The sequence below is a fragment of the Glutamicibacter sp. AGC84 genome (assembly GCF_053543575.1).
In genome coordinates, this window is the sequence record NZ_JBLVOC010000026.1 from 125,524 (window position 1) to 143,998 (window position 18,475).

At 63.1% G+C, this 18,475-nt stretch carries 17 protein-coding genes; 8 read left to right on the forward strand and 9 right to left on the reverse strand.

What is annotated here, in order from left to right; genetic code table 11:
• Nucleotides 1-20: 20 nt before the first annotated feature.
• Together benB and benA are read right to left on the reverse strand one after the other, a co-directional pair.
• A complete protein-coding gene (benB, locus tag ACNPN0_RS15200; protein ID WP_105656489.1) occupies nucleotides 21-551 on the reverse strand; it encodes a benzoate 1,2-dioxygenase small subunit in 531 nt (176 codons plus the stop codon).
• Nucleotides 552-570: 19 nt separating this feature from the next.
• The gene (benA, locus tag ACNPN0_RS15205) at nucleotides 571-1,929 is read right to left on the reverse strand and encodes a benzoate 1,2-dioxygenase large subunit (RefSeq protein ID WP_133833874.1); all 1,359 of its coding nucleotides are present in this window, start codon (nucleotides 1,927-1,929) and stop codon (nucleotides 571-573) included.
• A 237-nt stretch (nucleotides 1,930-2,166) separates the two neighbouring features.
• On the opposite strand from benA, the gene ACNPN0_RS15210 reads away from it, so the two are divergent.
• Nucleotides 2,167-3,585, forward strand: a complete 1,419-nt coding sequence (locus ACNPN0_RS15210; protein ID WP_105656491.1) for an MFS transporter — start codon at nucleotides 2,167-2,169, stop codon at nucleotides 3,583-3,585.
• Complete coding sequence (locus ACNPN0_RS15215; RefSeq protein WP_105656492.1) at nucleotides 3,554-3,979, forward strand: DUF1801 domain-containing protein; 426 nt, start codon at nucleotides 3,554-3,556, stop codon at nucleotides 3,977-3,979. Before ACNPN0_RS15210 ends, ACNPN0_RS15215 begins: the two co-directional genes overlap by 32 nt.
• A 24-nt stretch (nucleotides 3,980-4,003) precedes the next feature.
• Here the strand turns inward: ACNPN0_RS15215 and ACNPN0_RS15220 are convergent, their stop codons facing one another.
• Nucleotides 4,004-4,417: a hypothetical protein gene (locus ACNPN0_RS15220; protein ID WP_105656493.1), complete on the reverse strand. Its 414-nt coding sequence runs from the start codon at nucleotides 4,415-4,417 to the stop codon at nucleotides 4,004-4,006.
• Between the two features lie 112 nt (nucleotides 4,418-4,529).
• Complete coding sequence (locus ACNPN0_RS15225) at nucleotides 4,530-5,639, reverse strand: hypothetical protein (RefSeq protein WP_448938170.1); 1,110 nt, start codon at nucleotides 5,637-5,639, stop codon at nucleotides 4,530-4,532.
• Between the two features lie 402 nt (nucleotides 5,640-6,041).
• On the opposite strand from ACNPN0_RS15225, the gene ACNPN0_RS15230 reads away from it, so the two are divergent.
• The 4 genes from ACNPN0_RS15230 to ACNPN0_RS15245 all read left to right on the forward strand — a co-directional run bounded on the left by ACNPN0_RS15230 (nucleotide 6,042) and on the right by ACNPN0_RS15245 (nucleotide 10,395).
• Nucleotides 6,042-6,818, forward strand: a complete 777-nt coding sequence (locus ACNPN0_RS15230) for an electron transfer flavoprotein subunit beta/FixA family protein (protein WP_105656495.1) — start codon at nucleotides 6,042-6,044, stop codon at nucleotides 6,816-6,818.
• A gap of 14 nt (nucleotides 6,819-6,832) precedes the next feature.
• The gene (locus ACNPN0_RS15235) at nucleotides 6,833-7,813 is read left to right on the forward strand and encodes an electron transfer flavoprotein subunit alpha/FixB family protein (protein WP_448938953.1); all 981 of its coding nucleotides are present in this window, start codon (nucleotides 6,833-6,835) and stop codon (nucleotides 7,811-7,813) included.
• A 5-nt stretch (nucleotides 7,814-7,818) separates the two neighbouring features.
• Nucleotides 7,819-9,636, forward strand: coding sequence for a cytochrome b/b6 domain-containing protein (locus ACNPN0_RS15240; protein WP_448938169.1), 1,818 nt, complete (start codon nucleotides 7,819-7,821; stop codon nucleotides 9,634-9,636).
• A gap of 102 nt (nucleotides 9,637-9,738) precedes the next feature.
• Nucleotides 9,739-10,395 (forward strand): class I SAM-dependent methyltransferase, encoded by a 657-nt coding sequence (locus ACNPN0_RS15245; RefSeq protein WP_105656498.1) that lies wholly within the window; start codon nucleotides 9,739-9,741, stop codon nucleotides 10,393-10,395.
• A gap of 65 nt (nucleotides 10,396-10,460) precedes the next feature.
• On the opposite strand, the gene ACNPN0_RS15250 is transcribed toward ACNPN0_RS15245, so the two are convergent.
• The 5 genes from ACNPN0_RS15250 to ACNPN0_RS15270 are packed head-to-tail and all read right to left on the reverse strand — an operon-like array spanning nucleotide 10,461 to nucleotide 16,904.
• A complete protein-coding gene (locus tag ACNPN0_RS15250; RefSeq protein ID WP_448938168.1) occupies nucleotides 10,461-11,945 on the reverse strand; it encodes a rhamnulokinase in 1,485 nt (494 codons plus the stop codon).
• Nucleotides 11,942-13,993: a bifunctional aldolase/short-chain dehydrogenase gene (locus ACNPN0_RS15255; RefSeq protein WP_448938244.1), complete on the reverse strand. Its 2,052-nt coding sequence runs from the start codon at nucleotides 13,991-13,993 to the stop codon at nucleotides 11,942-11,944. The genes ACNPN0_RS15250 and ACNPN0_RS15255 overlap by 4 nt, the downstream gene beginning before the upstream one ends.
• 47 nt (nucleotides 13,994-14,040) lie before the next feature.
• Nucleotides 14,041-15,348, reverse strand: a complete 1,308-nt coding sequence (locus tag ACNPN0_RS15260) for an MFS transporter (protein ID WP_332730802.1) — start codon at nucleotides 15,346-15,348, stop codon at nucleotides 14,041-14,043.
• A gap of 2 nt (nucleotides 15,349-15,350) precedes the next feature.
• Nucleotides 15,351-16,523, reverse strand: coding sequence for an L-rhamnose isomerase (gene rhaI, locus ACNPN0_RS15265; RefSeq protein WP_105656500.1), 1,173 nt, complete (start codon nucleotides 16,521-16,523; stop codon nucleotides 15,351-15,353).
• Between the two features lie 33 nt (nucleotides 16,524-16,556).
• Nucleotides 16,557-16,904 carry an L-rhamnose mutarotase gene (locus ACNPN0_RS15270; RefSeq protein ID WP_105656501.1) on the reverse strand — a complete coding sequence of 116 codons (348 nt, stop codon included), beginning with the start codon at nucleotides 16,902-16,904 and terminating at the stop codon, nucleotides 16,557-16,559.
• A 252-nt stretch (nucleotides 16,905-17,156) separates the two neighbouring features.
• On the opposite strand from ACNPN0_RS15270, the gene ACNPN0_RS15275 reads away from it, so the two are divergent.
• Both ACNPN0_RS15275 and ACNPN0_RS15280 read left to right on the forward strand, forming a co-directional pair.
• Nucleotides 17,157-18,179: a LacI family DNA-binding transcriptional regulator gene (locus ACNPN0_RS15275; RefSeq protein ID WP_448938167.1), complete on the forward strand. Its 1,023-nt coding sequence runs from the start codon at nucleotides 17,157-17,159 to the stop codon at nucleotides 18,177-18,179.
• Between the two features lie 98 nt (nucleotides 18,180-18,277).
• Nucleotides 18,278-18,430 carry a hypothetical protein gene (locus ACNPN0_RS15280; RefSeq protein ID WP_400289809.1) on the forward strand — a complete coding sequence of 51 codons (153 nt, stop codon included), beginning with the start codon at nucleotides 18,278-18,280 and terminating at the stop codon, nucleotides 18,428-18,430.
• Nucleotides 18,431-18,475 lie beyond the last annotated feature (45 nt).

Below are 18,475 nucleotides of genomic sequence, written 5' to 3' on the forward strand. Positions count from 1 at the left end.
CGCCGCCCAATGGGTGTCGCTTAAATGTGGTAGATGTCCACGACGTGGTGGATGTAGTCGTTCTTCAGGACGACCTTCTTCGCGGTGATCACCGGCGCAGTGCCGGAGTAGTCGATCGTGTAGAACGAGGTGCCGAAGTAGGTGTCCACGTTCTGGTAGCGGTAGTACAGGGTGAACCAGTTGAAGCGGATGTCCACCTTGTCGCCGTCCACTGCAACGATCTCCACGTTGGTGATGTTGTGCCCGGTGCGCGGCTCGGGCAGCGAGGTGGCCGAGGAGCGGTCGGTCTTGATGCGGAAGACGCGGTCTTCCAGGCCGCCGCGGTTAGCGTAGTAGATCAGCGAGATCTCGCGCTGCGGATCTTCGGTCAGCTGCTCGTCATCGGCCCAGGCCGGCATCCAGAAGGTGGCTTCCGGGTGGTAGCAGTCCAGCCAACGGTCGAAGTCGCGGTCATCGAGGAAGCGGGCTTCCTGGTAGAGGAACTGCGCGATATCCGCGGTGGTGACTGCGCCGTTGGAAGTCGGCGCCTCGGTCAGTGCGATGGTGCTCATCTGTCTTGTCCCTTCGGCCTTAGTTCTGTGCTTCGCGTTCGTTATCCACGGCTTGGCGCATGGTCTGCAGCCAGTAGCCGTGCTGGATCGGGTACAGGCCCTCGTCCTCGGTGCGCGCTCCGGAGGAGATGGGCTTCAGGCCCACCTTGTCCGCGTTCTCATCCGGGCCGGTGATCTGGTGGGCCTGGCCGCGCGAGAGGTCATTCCACTGCGCCGAGGTGGCCAGGTAGGTCTTCTGGCAGGAGCGGAATTCTTCCAGGTCATCCGGGGTGGCCATGCCCGAGGCGTTGAAGAAGTCCTCGTACTGGCGGATGCGGGCCGCGCGCGCGGTGTCCGATTCGCCCACCGGGGCGAAGCAGTAGATGGTCACCTCGGTCTTGTCCACGGAGATCGGCCGGAAGACGCGGATCTGCGAGCCGAACTGGTCCATCAGGTACACGTTCGGGTACAGGCACAGGTTGCGCGAAATGCCGATCATCCAGTCGGCCTTGGCTTCGCCGAACTTGGCGACCAGCTCGTCGCGCTTCTCGGCCAGCGGGCGGTTGGCCGGGTCCAGCCATTCGGTCCACAGCAGCAGGTGGCCGTGCTCGAAGGAGTAGTAGCCGCCCTTCTGCTTGTCCCAGCCGCCGGCGTCCATGGTCTTGGTGTCGTTGGAGGATTCACCGTTGGCGCGGCGGGCCTGGGTGGCGGCGTAGTTCCAGTGGGTGGCCGAGACGTGGTAGCCGTCGGCGCCGTTCTCCGCCTGCAGCTTCCAGTTGCCGTCATAGGTGTAGGTCGAGGCGCCGCGCAGCACTTCCAGGCCTTCTTCGGACTGGTCAACCATCATGTCGATGATCTTCGTGGCCTCGCCCAGGTGCTCTTCCAGCGGCAGGACATCGGCGTTCAGCGAGCCGAAGAGGAAACCGCGGTAGTTCTCGAAACGGGCGACCTTGGTCAAATCGTGGGAGCCGTCCTTGTTGAACTGCTCCGGGTAGCCAGCTCCCCGCGAATCCTTGACCTTGAGCAGCTTGCCGGAGTTGTTGAAGGTCCAGCCGTGGAACGGGCAAGTGAAGGTGGTGCGGTTATCGGTCTTGCGCCGGCAGAGCATGGCTCCGCGGTGGCTGCAGGCGTTGATCAGCGCATTGAGTTCGCCCTGCTTGTTGCGCGAGATGATGATGGGCTGGCGGCCGATGTTGGTGGTGTAGTAGTCGCCGATGTTCGGGATCTGGGACTCGTGGGCCAGATACACCCAGTTGCCTTCCCAGATGTGCTTCATTTCCATCTCGAAAATCTCTTCGTCGGTGAAGATATTTCGATTGGCGCGGAACTCTCCGGTTTCCGGGCTGTCAACCAGCGCGTTATCCAGCAGGCTGGATACCTCGTTCAGGGTCTCGGTCATGGCGTGGTGTGCTCCGTCCATTCAATGCTCGCTTAAAGGGGAAACCGCTGCAGCCGGTTTGCATGGATTCAACCTTGGCAGAAAGTGCGGGCGGTCACACTAGGGTTATGCCTAGGCTTGGGCTAGGCATCTGACTACTATGTTTTCGATCGTCTGAATTCACACCTGTTGCCTATCAATGCATCGGCGTATTCTTTTGCTACGACCTCCAGCCACTTTTTCGAAGCAGGCTTGCCCATGCGCGATGAAGGACCCCCTGATCTCCCGCCGGCCCACGGCCAGAACCCCGAAGTTCCGCCGCAGGGCCAGCGCTCTTTCATGCACATCCTGGTCAACACCGCCGTCGCGAACCTCACCACCAGCTACCTGTGGTTCGCGCTGACCTTCTGGGTGTACCTGGAGACCGAGAACGTCATGGCCACCGGCATCATCGGCGGCGCATTCATGCTGCTGATCTCCGTGTTCTCCATGGTTTTCGGGACGATCGTGGACAACCACCGCAAGAAATCGGTCTTCGTCTTCTCCGCGATGATCACCGCTGTGGCCTTTTCCCTGGCTGGGCTGATCTACCTCTGGCTGCCCACGAAGGACATCCTGGATATCGGCGGATGGCAATTCTGGATCTTCTGCCTGGTCATCCTGTTCGGCGCGATCGTGGAGCAGATGCGAGGCATCGCGCTGTCCACGACGGTCACCTTGCTGATCCCGGTCGAGCGCCATGCCAATGCCAACGGGCTGGTGGGCACGGTGCAGGGCATCGCCTTCATCATCACCAGCGTGTTCTCCGGGCTGTCCATCGGACTGCTGGGGATGGGATGGACGCTGGCCATTGCCATCGTGATGGTCGTGGTCACGATGCTGCACCTTTTGGGCATCTCCATCCCGGAGGAGGAACCGGAAAAGGAGGAAGGGCGGACCAAGACCAGCGACCTGCGCCTGGGCTTCACTACAGTGATGGCCATCCCTGGCCTATTCGCGCTGATCATCTTCTCGATGTTCAACAACTTCATCGGCGGCACCTACATGGCGCTGATGGATCCCTACGGGCTGACCATCATGCCGGTCGAAGCCTGGGGCATCACCTTCGGGCTGGCATCCACCGGCTTCATCATCGGCGGCTTGGCCATCGCCAAGTTCGGTCTGGGGGCCAACCCGATCCGCACCATGCTCCTGCTGGTTGCCGTCATGGGATTCCTCGGCGCGATCTTCACCATCCGCGAATGGACGTGGCTCTATGTGCTGGGCATCTGGCTCTACATGATGCTGATCCCGGCGGTGGAAGCCTCGGAGCAAACGGTGATCCAGAAGGTGGTCACCTTCCGCCGCCAGGGCCGGGTGTTCGGCTTCGCCCAGATGATGGAAGCCGCCGCGGCGCCGATTACCGCTTTCCTGATCGCGCCGATTGCCCAGTACCTGGTCATCCCCTTCATGCGCTCGCCAGCGGGCGACGACCGATTCGGCTGGCTGGTGGGGCAAGGCCAGGCGCGCGGCATCGCCTTGATATTCCTGGCCGGCGGGCTGATCATGATTGTGGTGGCGCTGCTGGCCATGGGCACCAGCCAGTACCGCAAGCTGTCGACAATTTTCCAGGCCGAATCACCTGGAGCACCCGAGGAGGCATCACTTGCCAACAAGTCAGAAGACCCTTCCAACTGAGGCCAGCGTGGAGGAATTCATTGAGGCGGCAACCCCGGCCAAGCGCCGGGTTGACGGCCACGAACTGGACCGCATCTTCCGCGAAGCCACCGGCGAGCAGCCGGTGATGTGGGGACCGAGCATGGTGGGCTACGGAAGCTACACCTACATCTCCCCTGCCAATGCGCGCACCACGGGCATCTGGCCCAAGACCGGTTTCTCGCCGCGCAAGGCCCAGCTCTCGCTCTACGGGCTGAAGGACCTTCCCGAGGGCGCCCAGCTCTTGCCGCAGCTGGGCAAATACACCGAGGGAGCCGGTTGCGTGTACGTGAAAAAGCTGGAGGACATCGACCTGGAGGTGCTGCGGAAACTGATCTCCATCGCTGCCTCGCGGCAGGACGACCAGGCTCGATAGCCTCCAGGGGCTTCGCTCCGCCGCCTAGTTCGCCACGGCGGCCAGCCGGGCCTTCCTGAAACCCCTGAAAATTGCCCGCCCGCCTGCAACTGCACCCAGCACAATTGCCACCGCACCCGAGAATAGCGAGACGGCCATGGGAAGCTGCGGGCTGGCGGAATCCGGGAAAGCGTCAAAGAGCAGTAGCGTCCAGAAAAGGCCGGGAATCACCCCGGCGGCCAGGGCGCTGAAGCTGAACACCAGAGCGTGCAGCCAGCGCTCGGTTGCGCTTCCCAGCCATGCCATCACGCCGGCAACTGCCAGCCATGGAAGCAGCGGGAACGCCAAGGGCACCCACAGGTCGGGTTCGGACCACCATGGGGCATCCGCGATCAGCGGATCCACGATCAGCAGCAGCACCGCGAAGAGGATCCCGCTGGCTGCAGGCAGCCAGCTCATTGGCCGATTATTTTTCTTGCCCATTAGCGATTGCCTGCTTGCTACTAGCGAATATCTTCCTAGGTTGGATGATACCCGCAGACTGGTGCCGCTGCGGGTATCATCCCCTGCCTTATTCGGCTTCTTCGAAGAAGGCCTCGACCTCTGAGATGCCGGCGGAGATGACCGGAACCAGGCGCTCGTCGATGCTGTAGTGCTCGCCGTCCTTGGAAATCAGACCGTAGCCGACCAAGGAATCCATGGCGATGCGGGCTTCTGGAAGCACGGCATCGTAGATCTTCGGACCGCAGTTGCGGCGCAGGCCCTCCAAGTCCCCTTCGCGGCCGGTGGATGCGGTGACCAGCAGGTTGCGCAGCACCAGGTAATGGGCTTCATCCCGCAAGGTGACATCGAAGGTCGGGTTCAGGTGCGCCTGGACGCAGCCGACAGCCATCTCGAAGAGCAGCTGCGCGCTGCCCGCTTCCTCGCCGGCAACCAGCAATTCGTAGGCGTCCGGATCCGTGCGCAGCACCGATCCTTCCGACTCCACGACGGACATCCGGCCGGCGCTCCAGATGTAGTTGAAGGCTAGTGGCGCCGGGCCTTCCGGGTCGAAGGTTTCGGCATCCAGGCCAACGGCAGTCAATACCTTGGCGCGTGGCGCTTCGGCTGCTGCACTGAAGTCCTCCATGTCCACGCCTTCGGCCACCGCCTGGGCATAGGCCTTGACCTGGCTGAACAACTTGGTTTCGCGCAGCAATCCGCATAGCTCCGCGTCGCCCTCGGCAAAACCATTGAGCGTATCCTCCAGCATCTCGCGCAGGGCTTCGAGGTTCTCCGCAGGGCCCTGCCAGAGCATGCGCTGCTCGATGAAGCTGAAGTATTCCAGCCATGTGGTGAAGATCGGCTCCGGAGCCAAGGATTCCGGCAGGTTGCCCAGGTGCTCGGCCAGAGTCTCGCCGAAGACATCGATGTCCAGGTCGAACAGGTTCGAGCTGCGGGCGTTCTCGGCGTACTGGCCGGCGATCTGCCCGATGACGTCCAGCTGCATGCCCGCTGCCTGCGCCGCCTGTTCAGGCGAAAAGGCAGGAACCTGCTGCGCTACCCAAGTTGTGTAGTCCTGGCGAAGCGCATTGATCTGCTGTTCAGCCTGGATCAGGAACACGCTGCGGCCGCGCGCTGCCGCCTTGGCAGGATTTCCTGCGCCCGAGTTCTTCTTGCCTTGACGCTTTTTGCTGGCCATGAGCCGTCCTTTGGTTCCGAAATTGGTCTCTGGTTAAAGCCTACGGTGCCCGCCCGAAGCCGGGCGAATAGCGCGATGCGGCTCACCTGCGTGGAAGCATGCCCGGATGACCCCGCCGGATCGTGGACCTTTGGTGTTCAAGGTGCTCACTTGCTGTTTTCTTGTCCACTTTCATTGACCAATGGCGCTGAATCCGACAAGATGAACAGCAAAGACAGACGTAGCCTGCGACACAATGCTTTCAGCTCTGCAGAAAATCTGCGCCGTGGCCTATTAATGAACTTGGATTTCCTAGTAGTTTCGGCGGGGGCCGCTTCAGTGGTCCGCGAGGCCCCGGATCATTGGTGATTTCCGGCCATCGGCTGTCCTGGCAGATGCTACTGCGATACGAGGGAGAAAATAATGAAGATCGCGGTTTTGATCAAAGAAGTCCCAGATACCGGAGAGGACCGCCTGCTGGATCTGGAGACCGGCCTGGCCGACCGTGCCGCTTCAGAAGTGGTGCTCGATGAAATCGGCGAGCGGACCCTGGAAGTTGCGCTGAAGCATGCTGATGCGAACCCTGGAACTGAAATCACCGTGCTGACCATGGGCCCGGATTCAGCTCAGGCCACCCTGCGCAAGGGCTTGGCCATGGGCGCTGCCAGCGCCGTGCATATCAGCGACGAGGAGCTTCTCGGTGCCGATCTGGTCCTCACCGCGCAGGTCCTGGCGGCGGCTTTGCGCCGAGGCAGCTACGATCTGGTCCTCACCGGCAACATGTCCACCGACGGCTCCGCGGGCATGCTCCCGGTCATGCTGGCCGAGCTGCTTGATCTTCCGGCGGCGACTTCGTTGTCCTCGGTAGAAATTGCCGACGGCGCGATCAGCGGATTGCGCGAGCTGGATGGCGCTGCCGCCCAGATCAGCGCTCCATTGCCAGCGGTCGCTTCGATCACCGAGGCGTTGCCGGATGCCCGCTTCCCGAATTTCAAGGGCATCATGGCCGCGAAGAAGAAACCGGTCGAGTCCCTGTCCCTGGCCGATTTGGGCGTCGAGTCCCTGCCTGCGGATACTGCGCGTTCCATCATGGTTTCGGTGGCCCAGCGCCCGCCCCGCACCGCTGGAACTGTCATTGCCGATGACGGCGATGCCGGTAACGCAGTGGCCGAATTCCTCGTCAAGAACAACCTGGTGTGAGCGGAAAGAAAACCATGACTTCCTTTGCTTCTGATTCAATTCTTGTTTTCCTCGAGACCACGGCCACTGGAACGCTGGCCAAGAACCACGAGGAACTGCTCGGCGCCGCCTCTGCCGTGGGCACCCCGGTAGCGCTTGTCGCCGCTCCCGCCGGATCCCTTGATACCCTGGCGGCGCAAGCCAGCGAGTCTGGCGCCGCGCAGGTACTCACCGCCGCCGTCGATTCTCCGGTGCTGACCGCGCCGATGGCTGACGCGCTGCAGCAGGCCTTCGCGCAAATCCAGCCACAAGCCGTACTGCTGGGGCATACCCTGGCTTCGCGCGAAGTGGCCGCACGCTTCGCGGTGCGCCACCGCTTGGCGCTGAGCGTCGATGCGCTCGGTGTTTCGCGTGATGACCAGGGAATCATCGCAGCCCACTCGATCTACGGCGGCGCGTATTCGACCCACAGCGCCCCGACCTTCGGCGCGCCGGTGATCACCGGGCGCGTGGGCAGCATCGAAGAGCGTGCCCAGGCCCAACCGGCGAGCGCGATCCCGCTGGAGGTAGCCGCCAGCGGCAAGCCGGAGGTCGAGGTCAAGGAACTGAGAACGGCCGAAACGGCATCCACCCGTCCCGAGCTGCGTTCCGCGGCACGCGTGGTCTCCGGTGGCCGCGGGTTGGGCAGCGCGGAGCAGTTCGACCTGGTGCACCAGCTGGCCGATGCCTTGGGTGCTGCCGTGGGCGCGTCGCGTGCGGCGGTGGATGCCGGATACGTCGAGCATGCCGCCCAGGTGGGCCAGACCGGCGTGGCAGTTTCTCCCCAGCTGTACGTGGCACTGGGCATTTCCGGAGCCATCCAGCACAAGGCGGGCATGCAGACCGCCAAGACCATCATCGCCATCAACAAGGATGCCGATGCACCGATCTTCGAGATCGCCGACTTCGGCGTGGTGGGGGATGTCTTCAAGGTCGTGCCCCAACTGATTTCCGCCTTGGAAGCACGCAAGGCCTGATCGCCATGAACGCACCAAACCAATCCATCCGCCAGGGGCTGCCGCGCGTGGCCGGCGGCGATCCCTGGCCGCCAGCCGAGCTGTTCGCTCCCGCTGCAGGCGCCGCGGTCCCGGCAGGGCCTAGCGCGGTCGAGGATGCTGCAGAACCAGTTCTCGACCAGCCCGTTGGCCCGTCGGTGCCTGCGGAACCAACGCCTGGCCAAGCATCTGCTAGTTCCGCAGCCAGCGCACCGGCCGCGGAACCTGTTGCAGATCAGGGCGCGGTTGCCGGGCTTCTTCGCCAGGGCCTGCCACGGGTTGCCGGCGGCGGGCCGTGGCCGCCTGCGGGAACGCCGGTCGCCGCGAACGCTCCAGCCGCATCGCAGAACGCTTCCGCTGCACCAGCACCTGAGCCGGTTGCCGAGCTAGTTGGCGAACCGGTTGCCGAACCGGTAGCTGAATCAGCGCCGGCGGCCCCCGAACCAGTTGCCACCGCGGGTACCGCCCCGGCCACAGCGGTTTCCAGTGCCGGGGCACCAGCAGTTCGCCGTGGCCTGCCGCGCACCGCCGGTGCAGAACCGTGGCCGCCAAGTTCATTCGTGGCAGCTCCCGTTGTTGCCGCAGCTCCAGCGGCTCCAGCGCCTGCGCTCCCGCCGGCACCGGTTGCGGAAGCTGCCCAGGCCCAGGCCGCACCGGCCATCCCGCCGAGGGCAGAGGCAGCACCCGCGGATCCGGTGGGCCAGGCATCCGGCGCCGCGCTGGTCTCGGAGCCTGCGGCCGCCGAGGTGCAGGCTGCTTCTGCCCGTACCCGCATGGGTGCGCAGGAACCTGCCGCGCCAGCAGCCGCGGCAAGTAACGCGCTGACCGCCGGGCGCGCGAGCAAGCCGGCACCCCAGGCAGCGGCGAAGAGCAAGAAAGAAGCGGCCAAGCATGGCCCGCTGACGACCAAGCAGTGGGTGCTGGCTGGAATCCTTGGCGCATTCTGCGCCTTGGGCGTCGCCACTGCCGTGGTGCTCGTTGCCCGCGGCATTGCCGGCATCGATGCCGTGGAGTCATTCATGGAACGCTACCCGGGTGAGTACCACCTGCCGGACTCGGCACCTCTCGGGTTCCCTGGCTGGCTGGCATGGAACCACTTCTTCAACTTCTTCCTGATGGTCCTGATCATCCGTTCTGGCATGCTGGTCAGGCACCAGAAGAAGCCGCCTGCCTATTGGTCGTCGAAGCGCAGCCCGAAGGTGAGCATCAACCTCTGGCTGCATCAGGGTCTTGACCTGCTGTGGATCATCAATGGCCTGGTGTTCCTCGTGCTGCTGTTCGCCACAGGCCACTGGATGCGCATCGTCCCGACGTCTTGGGAGGTCTTCCCCAACGCGATTTCGGCGGCCTTGCAGTACCTGACGCTGGATTGGCCCACCGAAAACGGCTGGGTGAACTACAACTCGCTGCAGCAACTGGCCTACTTCACCACCGTATTCATCGCGGCCCCGGTCGCGGCGATCACCGGCTTCCGGCTCAGCGCCTTCTGGCCGAAGAACATGCCCGCATTGACCGCGAAGTACCCGATCGAGGTTGCCCGCGCGCTGCACTTCCCAACCATGCTGTACTTCGCTGTGTTCATCCTCGTGCACGTGATCCTGGTGTTCTCCACCGGGGCGCTGCGCAACCTGAACCACATGTACGCGGCCCAGGGTTCCACGGATCCAGCCGCGTACGCGGATAACTGGACCGGACTGCTCTTCTTCGCGCTCTCGCTGCTCGTAATCGCCGGCGCCTGGCTGGCCTGCCGGCCAATGATCCTCGCATCCATTGCCCGGCTCTTCGGCAAGGTCAGTGCAAGGTAGGAGCAGCGATTCTTGCCTCTGGCGCAAAACTGATCGCGCATGGGGTCGATCGTCAGTAGGGTCGATAACAACGGCCTTACTGACGAATGGGGAACAACGAAAATGAGCCACCACCACGAACACCACACCAAAGAACATGATGATGTCGCCTTCTGGGAGAACCACTACGGCCAGTCCGAGCGGGTCTGGTCAGGCAAGGTCAACCAGGTCATCGAGAACCTTGTCGCCCCGCTGGCCCCCGGCACGTCGCTGGATATCGGCTGCGGGGAGGGAGGCGATGCGCTGTGGCTGGCCACCCATGGCTGGAAGGCTACCGGGGTCGACATCTCGCCCACCGCGGTGAAGCGCGCGCAGGAAGAAGCGGCCAAGCACGGTCTGGACGCGGGGCAGACCCGCTTCATCGCCTCGGATCTGGCTGCGTGGAATACCGGGGAAACCTTCGACCTGGTGACCTTGAGCTTCTTCCAGGCACCCTTTGAATTCCCTCGCGCCAGCTTCCTGCGCAAGGCAGCGACCCTGGTCGCACCCGGCGGCCACCTGCTGGCCCTGTCCCATGCATCGATGCCGTCCTTCGCCAGCAAGCCCGATCACCAGATGCCCGTGTTCCCCAGCCCCGAAGAGGAACTGGAAGCTTTGGCTCTGGATCCGGCGCAGTGGGAGGTGCTGTGCGCCGAGGTCCGCGAACGCACCATCATCGGTCCCGATGGCAATCCGGCGACCCTGGAGGATGCCGTGGTATTCGTGCAGCGCAAGGTGTAAAAAGTTCGACCCTCCAGCCCCATCGGGCTGGAGGGTCAACGACGGCCTAGATATCCCACACGGATCTAGGCCAGCTTCAGGGCCTGCGACGGGGCGTAGGCGCCTAGCGGCACCGAGTCGCGCACCACGTCGCGCAGGTTCAATGCATCACCGCCCGCAGGCATAGCCGCCTGCAACTGCACGAGCACGTTGCCCAGGGCGGTGCATTCCACGGGTCCGGAAATGACCGGCACGCGCGCATGGTCTGCAGTGCGCTGGCACAGCAGCTGGCCTTGCGAGCCGCCTCCGACAATATGGATGTTCTCCAGCTCGAATCCACCCAACCGCGCGGCTTCTGCAGCTTGGCGGGCGAAACTCTGAGCCAGCGACTCGACGACCACCCTGATCACTTCGGCAGGTGAGCACGGGCGCTGCCCGCCGGCGGCTTCCACCGCATCGCAGATGCGCTGGGCCATCTGGCCAGGAGCCAGGAACCGCTCGCTTTGAGGATCGATCAGCACCTGCGGAACAGGCAATTCCGCGGCCTCGGCAAGGAGCTGCTCCAAGCTGGTTTCTTCCCTTCCGGCGGCTTCCGCGTCGTCGTTCCATTGGCGGATCGACTCGCTGAGCAGAAAGGTTCCGGCGACGTTCTTCAGGAACCGGACACTGGAATCCAGCCCCAGCTCGTTGGTGAATCCCGCTTGATGCGCTTGCTCGGTGAGTACCGGGCGGTCCAGCTCCACACCAACCAATCCCCACGTTCCGCAAGAGATATAGGCGGATTGCCCGCTGGAGAGCGGGGTCGCGACCACTGCGCTGGCCGTGTCATGGGAAGCGACCGCCACTACCTGGACTTCGTGGCTGGCTCCGAATTCCGCAGCCAGCTCGGGCAGCAGTGCGCCCACCGGCTGGCCAGGGTGCACTAGCTGCGCGAGCTTTCCCGAAAGCCCCAGTTCAGCAACCAGATCCTCGTCCCATGTACCGGTGCTGTGGTTCAGCAACCCGGTAGTGGAAGCGTTCGTCCACTCGCTGCGCCGATGCCCTGTGAGCATCCAGTTGAAATAGTCGGGAACCAGCAGCAGCGCCTCGGCGTCCGCCAACCGGTTTTCCAACTTCTCGGCTTGCAACTGGTACACGGTGTTGAACGGAAGGAATTGCAGCCCATTGCGTGCAAACAACTCGCGCCGGCTGAATTTCTGTTCCAGCGCAGCAACCGCGCGCTCATTGCGCGGATCCCGGTAATGCCGCACTTCTCCCAGGCGCTTGCCGTCCTTGAGCAACGCATAGTCCACCGCCCAGGAGTCCACCCCGATGCTGGCGATATCCCCGCGCTGCGCGAAAGCCAGCGAGAGGCCGTGGCGAATTTGCGCCCAGAGCTCATCGATATCCCAGGCCAGCGCTTCTTCCCGCGCCCCTGGTTCCAGGCTCGACAGCGGAACCGGTCCGTTGGCGAAACGGTGGACGGCAGTGAGCTGGAGCTTCCCGTCCACCATCTGGCCGATCATGACACGTCCGCTGGTGGCGCCGAGGTCGATAGCTGCGACCGGCGCGCTCTCTGCTTGCTTGCTCATCGCAGGAAGGCTGCCGCCACTCCGGAATCCACCGGAATGTGCAATCCGGTGGTCCGGGTCAGTTCCGGCCCGGTCAGCACGAACACGGCATCGGCAATGTTCTCCGGGATGACCTCGCGCTTCAGGATCGTGCGGTTTGCGTAGAACTGCCCCAGATCCTCCTCTGCCACGCCATAGGTCGCCGCACGCTGGGCACCCCAGCCGGAGGCGAAGATCCCGGAGCCGCGCACTACGCCATCGGGGTTGATGCCGTTCACGCGCACGCCATGCTCGCCCAATTCCACGGCCAGCAAGCGCACCTGATGCGCCTGGTCGGCCTTCGTGGCCGAGTAGGCAATATTGTTCGGACCTGCGAAGACCGAGTTCTTGGAGGAAATGTAGATGATATCGCCGCCGAGCTTCTGCTCGATCAGCACCTTGGCCGCGGCCTTGGAAACCAGGAACGATCCCTTGGCCATCACATCATGCTGCAGGTCCCAGTCGGCCTCGGTGGTTTCCAGCAAGGGCTTCGAAAGCGAGAGGCCCGCGTTGTTCACCACCAGGTCCAATCCGCCAAATGCCAGCACCGCCTCATCGATGGCACGTTGCACGGCGTGCGCATCGGCCACGTTGGCGGCGACGCCAACGGCCACATCTGCTGTACCCAGCTCCGCCGCGGCGGCCTGCGCCTTGTCCAGGTCCAGGTCTGCGATGACCACGCAGGCTCCCTCGGCTGCCAGCCGCTGCGCCACGGCCTTGCCGATGCCCGACGCGGCACCGGTGACCAGGGCGATGCGCCCGGCATGGGATTTGGGCTTGGGCATGCGCTGCAGCTTGGCTTCCTCCAGCGCCCAGTATTCAATGCGGAACTTCTCGGCATCGGAAATCGGCGTATAGCTGGAGACCGCTTCGGCGCCGCGCATGACGTTGATGGCATTGAGGTAGAACTCGCCAGCGACCCGTGCGGTCTGCTTATTCGCCCCATAGGAGAACATGCCGACGCCCGGGACCAGCACGATCAGCGGGTCGGCCCCGCGCATCGCCGGAGAGTCCAGGTCCTTGTGGGCCTCGTAGTAGGCCTGGTAGTCAGCACGGTACTGCGCATGCAGTTCTTCCAGGCGAGCGATCTGCTCCGATACGCCTGCGGTAGCGGGAAGATCCAGCACCATCGGCTTGATCTTGGTGCGCAGGAAGTGGTCCGGGCAGCTGGTGCCCAGGGCCGCCAGCTGCGCCAGCTTCTGGCGCGAGAGGAAATCCAGGACTCGCTGGTCATCGCTGAAGTGCCCCACCATGGGCTTGTCGGTGCTGGCCAGGCCGCGGACGCTCGGGGCCAATGCGGCGGCGCGGGTCCGGCGCTCCTCCTCGTCCAGCGGCTCGAATCCGGGAACCACAGGACCGAAGGGCTCCGGTGCGCCGTGCTCGTCAAGGTAGGCAGCGGCGGTGTCGATGATCCACAGCGAGTTGGACTCGGATTCCTGGGAGGTATCTCCCCAGGCGGTGATGCCATGGCCGCCGAGGATGCAGCCCACGGCCTGCGGATTGGCGTCCTTGATCGCGGCAATATCCAGTCCCAGCTGGAATCCGGGGCGGCGCCAGTCAACCCAAGCCACCTTGTCGCCGAAGATCCTTGCGGTCAGCTCCCGGCCGTCCTTGGCAGTGGCAATGGCAATGCCGGAGTCCGGGTGCAAGTGGTCGACGTGGTTTGCGTTGACCAGCCCATGCATTGCGGTATCAATGGATGGCGCGGCGCCTCCCTTGCCGTGCAGGCAGTAATCGAAGGCCGCGACCATCTCGTCTTCGCGCTCCACGCCCGGGTAGGCGTCCACCAGCGAGCGCATGCGGTCCAGGCGCAGGGTCGACAGCCCCTTTTCGGTCAACGTGCCGAGGTCCCCGCCCGATCCCTTGACCCAGAGCAGCTCAATTTGCTCACCGGTGACCGGGTCTTTCGCGGTGCCCTTGGCCGAGGTGTTTCCACCGGCGTAGTTGGTGTTCTTCTTGTCTGCACCCAACCGGTTGGATCGTTGAATCAGTTCCTGTGCGGTGGTGCGTGTCGCGATGGTGTTGCTCATGGTGTTCTTGTCTTCCGACTCGTTAATGTGCATGGGGGCAGTGGTTCTCAGGCGTCGACTTTGGTGGCCCTGGTTTCATATCCATAGCGCTCCAGTTCGATCTCTTCCAGCGACTTGCCTCGCGTTTCCGGCGCCCAAATGGTGCCGATCAGCAACGCGACGACCAGCAGGCCGATGATCAGGAGGCCAAGCTTTTCCAAGCCCAGGTTGGTGAGCAGTACCGGGAACACCAACGAGAGCAGGCCGACAAGCACCCGGGCAAGCATGAACAGCACGCCCTGTGCACTGGCGCGGTAGCGCGTGGCGAAGAGCTCCGCGGTCCATAGCCCGTAGAAAGCCTGCGCGCCGATACCCGCCGAGATGCCCCAGGCCACTGCGTAGAACAGCAGGGAGAAGGCACCTGGAGGAGCGAAGATCAGCACGGTCCAGGCCGCAACACCCAGCAGGGCGCCACCGAAGTAGAGCCAACGCCGCGAGACCTGGTCTCCGTATTTCATGAATCCGAAATAGGTTGCGGCGGCGGTCAGCACCCAGACCAGCACCTGGAGCAGGTTCTGCTGGGTAGCGGATTCAACGCCAGCGGCAGCATAGACGCGAGGCTGGAAAATGCCAGCCTGCCCTGCCACGGTATTCCATAGCCCATAGACGCCGAGCAGGAAGAAGAGCGCGCTCCAGTTGCGGCGGTCGGCCAGCAGCCCGCGCATGCCGGAGAAGAACGAGGCTTTCACGCCAGCAGCCGTTTCCGCGGCACGTTGCTCCTTCCACCTCCTGGACTCGGGCAATCCGCGGCGGACCCACCAAGTGACAGCGGCGATCAGGAAAAGATGGAAGAAGATTGCCCGGGAGCCGTTCACGCCCCAAGGCTCAACCAGGATCGCCAGCGCGAAACCGATGGCTGGGCCAATCGACCACGCCAGCTGAGCGGTGCCCACGTGCGCAGCACGCGATTCCTGCGGAGCCTCCTCGGCAATGTAGGTCCAGGAAGCTGGAACGCCTGCGCCCACGGCAATGCCCATGAGGACCACGCCGATGATCAGCAGGCTCGTACCGGAGGAGAAGGTGATCATCAGGGCGCCGACCATGAACACGATCAGGTCGTAGGTATAGATGAACTTGCGGCCCAGACGGTCGCAGAGCGGTCCGCCGATCAGCGCACCCAGGGCCGCGCCGAACGCGTTGGCCGACACGGCAGCGATGACACCGACCAGCGCGTCGTCGAATCCGAACGCGCCCTGCCACAGGCTGAGGCTGGTGGCCAGCGCAATGATGGCTCCGGCTTCTATGTAATTGCTCATGGCTACGGCAATGGTGGCTTTCCACCCGGAGATGCCGCGCTTCTTTGCTGCGGTGCTCATGATCAGGCTCCCCATCCTGCTTGCACGCCACCAGCGCGCGATGCTTCGATTCGGCTCTGGTAATCGGAGGTGCGGAAGGCCTGCATCGGATCGGCTGGCAGGCCGCGCGTTGCGCGCCATGCTTCCAGGTCGGCCCGCACGTCGGTGTAGAAGGCATCCATGAAGATCTCGTTGGCGGCCAGGACATCACCGGAAATCTGTGCTTCAGTCAGCGCTACGCGGTCGATCAGCAACGCCCGGGCCGTCATTTCCTGCACGTTCTGGACGCTTCTGATCTGGCCCAGGATCTTGTTCTCCACGTTGTGGCACTGATCGAGCATGAAGGCCACAGGCGTGTCCTGGTCCAGTCCGCCACCGCGGATCACCTCGGCCATGATGCGGAACAGCTGATACGGGTCTGCCGAGCCAACGATCAAGTCGTCATCCGCGTAGAAGCGGGAATTGAAGTCGAAGGATCCGAGCTTGCCAAGCCGCAGCAGCTGCATCACGATGAACTCGATATTGGTGCCTGGCGCATGGTGCCCGGTGTCCAGGCAAACCATGGCCCGATCCCCCAAGGCCGCAACCTGGGCATAGGACGTTCCCCAGTCGGGCACGTCGGTGTGGTAGAAGGACGGTTCGAAGAACTTGTACTCCAGCACCAGGCGCTGGTCTCCGGAAAGCCGCGCATATATTTCGGCCAGCGAATCGCCTAGCCGGTCCTGGCGCCCGCGCATATCCGCTTGGCCTGGATAGTTCGAGCCCTCTGCCAGCCAGATTTTCAGGTCCTGGCTTCCGGTGGCATCCATTACGTCGATGCATTCGAGGTGGTGGTCGATTGCCTTGCGGCGGATCTTCGGATCCTCATGGGTCAAGGCGCCGAACTTGTAATCGTCATCCTGGAAGGTATTCGAATTGATGGTTCCGAGGCTGACGCCCAGGCCTTCTGCATGCTCGCGCAGCACGGTGAAGTCCTCGACCTTGTCCCACGGAATGTGCAGGGCCACCGAGGGAGCCAGTCCGGTCAATCGGTTGACTTCAGCCGCATCGGCGATTTTTTCGAAGGGATCGCGCGGGGTCCCGGGGGTCGAATAGACCTTGAAGCGGGTGCCCGAATTTCCATAGGCCCAGGAAGGGACTTCGATGGCAAGGCGGTCAAGGATTTGCAGGTGCTCAGGGCTCAGCTTCGAGCTCATGGAACTCTCCATTTCTAGTAATTCTGCGGGCTACTACTGCTGGGATGCGGCAAGTGCGGCCAGCTGGTTTTCGAGATTGAAGACCTCGCGCAGACGCGGCGCTTGCTGATCTGGCCGGCCGCCCAGGCTGAGGAAGAATCGGCTCATTTCCGCTTCCCACGCTGCGGTGCGCGGGTCGGAGTCCAAGGCGGCCTGGGCAGCGCTGTCGTCATCGGTTTCGTAATAGCCGATCAGCAACCCGTCCTCGCGCAGAAAGAGTGAGTAGTTGCGACGCCCGGCTTCTTCGATGGCTTGGAGCATCTGCGGCCACACTTCCCGGTGGCGCGACACATACTCGTCGATCAGGTCGGGATTGACCTGCAATTGAAAGCAAACTCGCATCGTACTACTCTTCCGGAGCGCTGGAACTGGGTGGGCAAAACTGTGCGATCCGATTCGCTTTGCACAAAAATGAATCGTTTCAATCGCTTCGAAATTCGAGTGTAGAGCAGGTCACACTTGAATTGCAAGCGGTCGGTCGATCGAATGCCGCATTCTTTTGAATCCTTTCAAAAAGCTGTTGGGATTCCAGTTCCCATCCGTGCGCCAGTTATACTCGCAGAAGAACAACTCACCGAAGAACAGGAAAGCTCTGTGGCCGTCAGCGTCAAGGAAGTTGCCGCCGAGGCGGGCGTTTCCGTAGGCACCGTCTCCAACGTGCTCAACCGGCCCCAGGTTGTTTCCGAACACACCGTTTCCAAGGTCACCGCAGCCATCGAGAAGCTCGGCTTTGTCCGCAACGATGCGGCCAGGCAACTGCGTGCCGGCCGCAGCCGGAGCTTCGGGCTCGTCGTCCTCGATGCACGCAACCCGTTCTTCATGGACGTCACCCAGGGCGCCCAGCATCGTGCCCTGGACAACGGCTACACCGTGCTGATGGGAGCCAGCGACAATTCCCTGAGCACCGAACAGCAACTGCTGGATCTCTTCGAAGAGCAACGCGTCGCCGGAGTACTCATCTCCCCCTTGCACAGCGACTTGAGCCGGCTCTGGCGGATCCGCGAAGCGGGCACGCCAGTGGTGCTGGTGGACCGCGGAAGTGGCGACCGCAGCTTTTCATCGGTCTCCGTGGACGATGTGGAAGGCGGAAGAATTGCCGTACGGCACCTGCTGGACATTGGCAGAAAGCGGATCACCTTCGTCGGCGGACCGCAGAGCATCGAACAGGTCCAGCACCGATTAACGGGAGCCCAATCGGTATTGGCCCAAGCCCCGGATGCCGTGCTGGAGCACATGCCTACCAAGAACATGACTGTGCTGGAAGGACGGGCAGCCGGAGAGCGTATTCTTGCCATGGATCCTGCACAGCGCCCCGACGGGATCTTTGCGGCCAACGACCTGCTCGCGTTGGGCATACTGCAGGCCCTGGTGATGTCCGGCGAACTCAGTGTTCCCGAGGATATTGCTCTGGTGGGATACGACAATATCGACTTCGCCGAGTCGGCCGTCATCCCGATTACCACCGTGCGCCAGCCAGCAGAAGAAATCGGGCGAACCGCTGTCGACGTCTTGCTGCGCGAAGCAGAAGCGGGCGATCAAGCGGTCCGCGAGCAATTCGTTTTCACTCCCAAGCTCGTTATCCGTGCATCGACTGTGGCCCCGAGCCAGGCGCGCTGACGATTACCTTAGGGGTTCCTGAAAAGCGGGTTCTGCAGCTTCTGATGCCCGCCGGTTCTTGCTAGGTTGGCATTCCAAGCAACGAGAGGGATGGATTTATGAGCGAGAACAACCCTGAAGCCCAACTGCACAAGGCAGAGGCCCAAGAGCCCGATACCATTTCCGACCCTGCATTGAATGATGAAGTTGGCCAGGACTGGACCGATGAAGGCGGAGCGACACCGCATGGAGCCGCGCTAGACGACGACTAGGCCAGAGGGCCAACCAGCCGAAAACCAAAAATGCCCGTGGGGTTG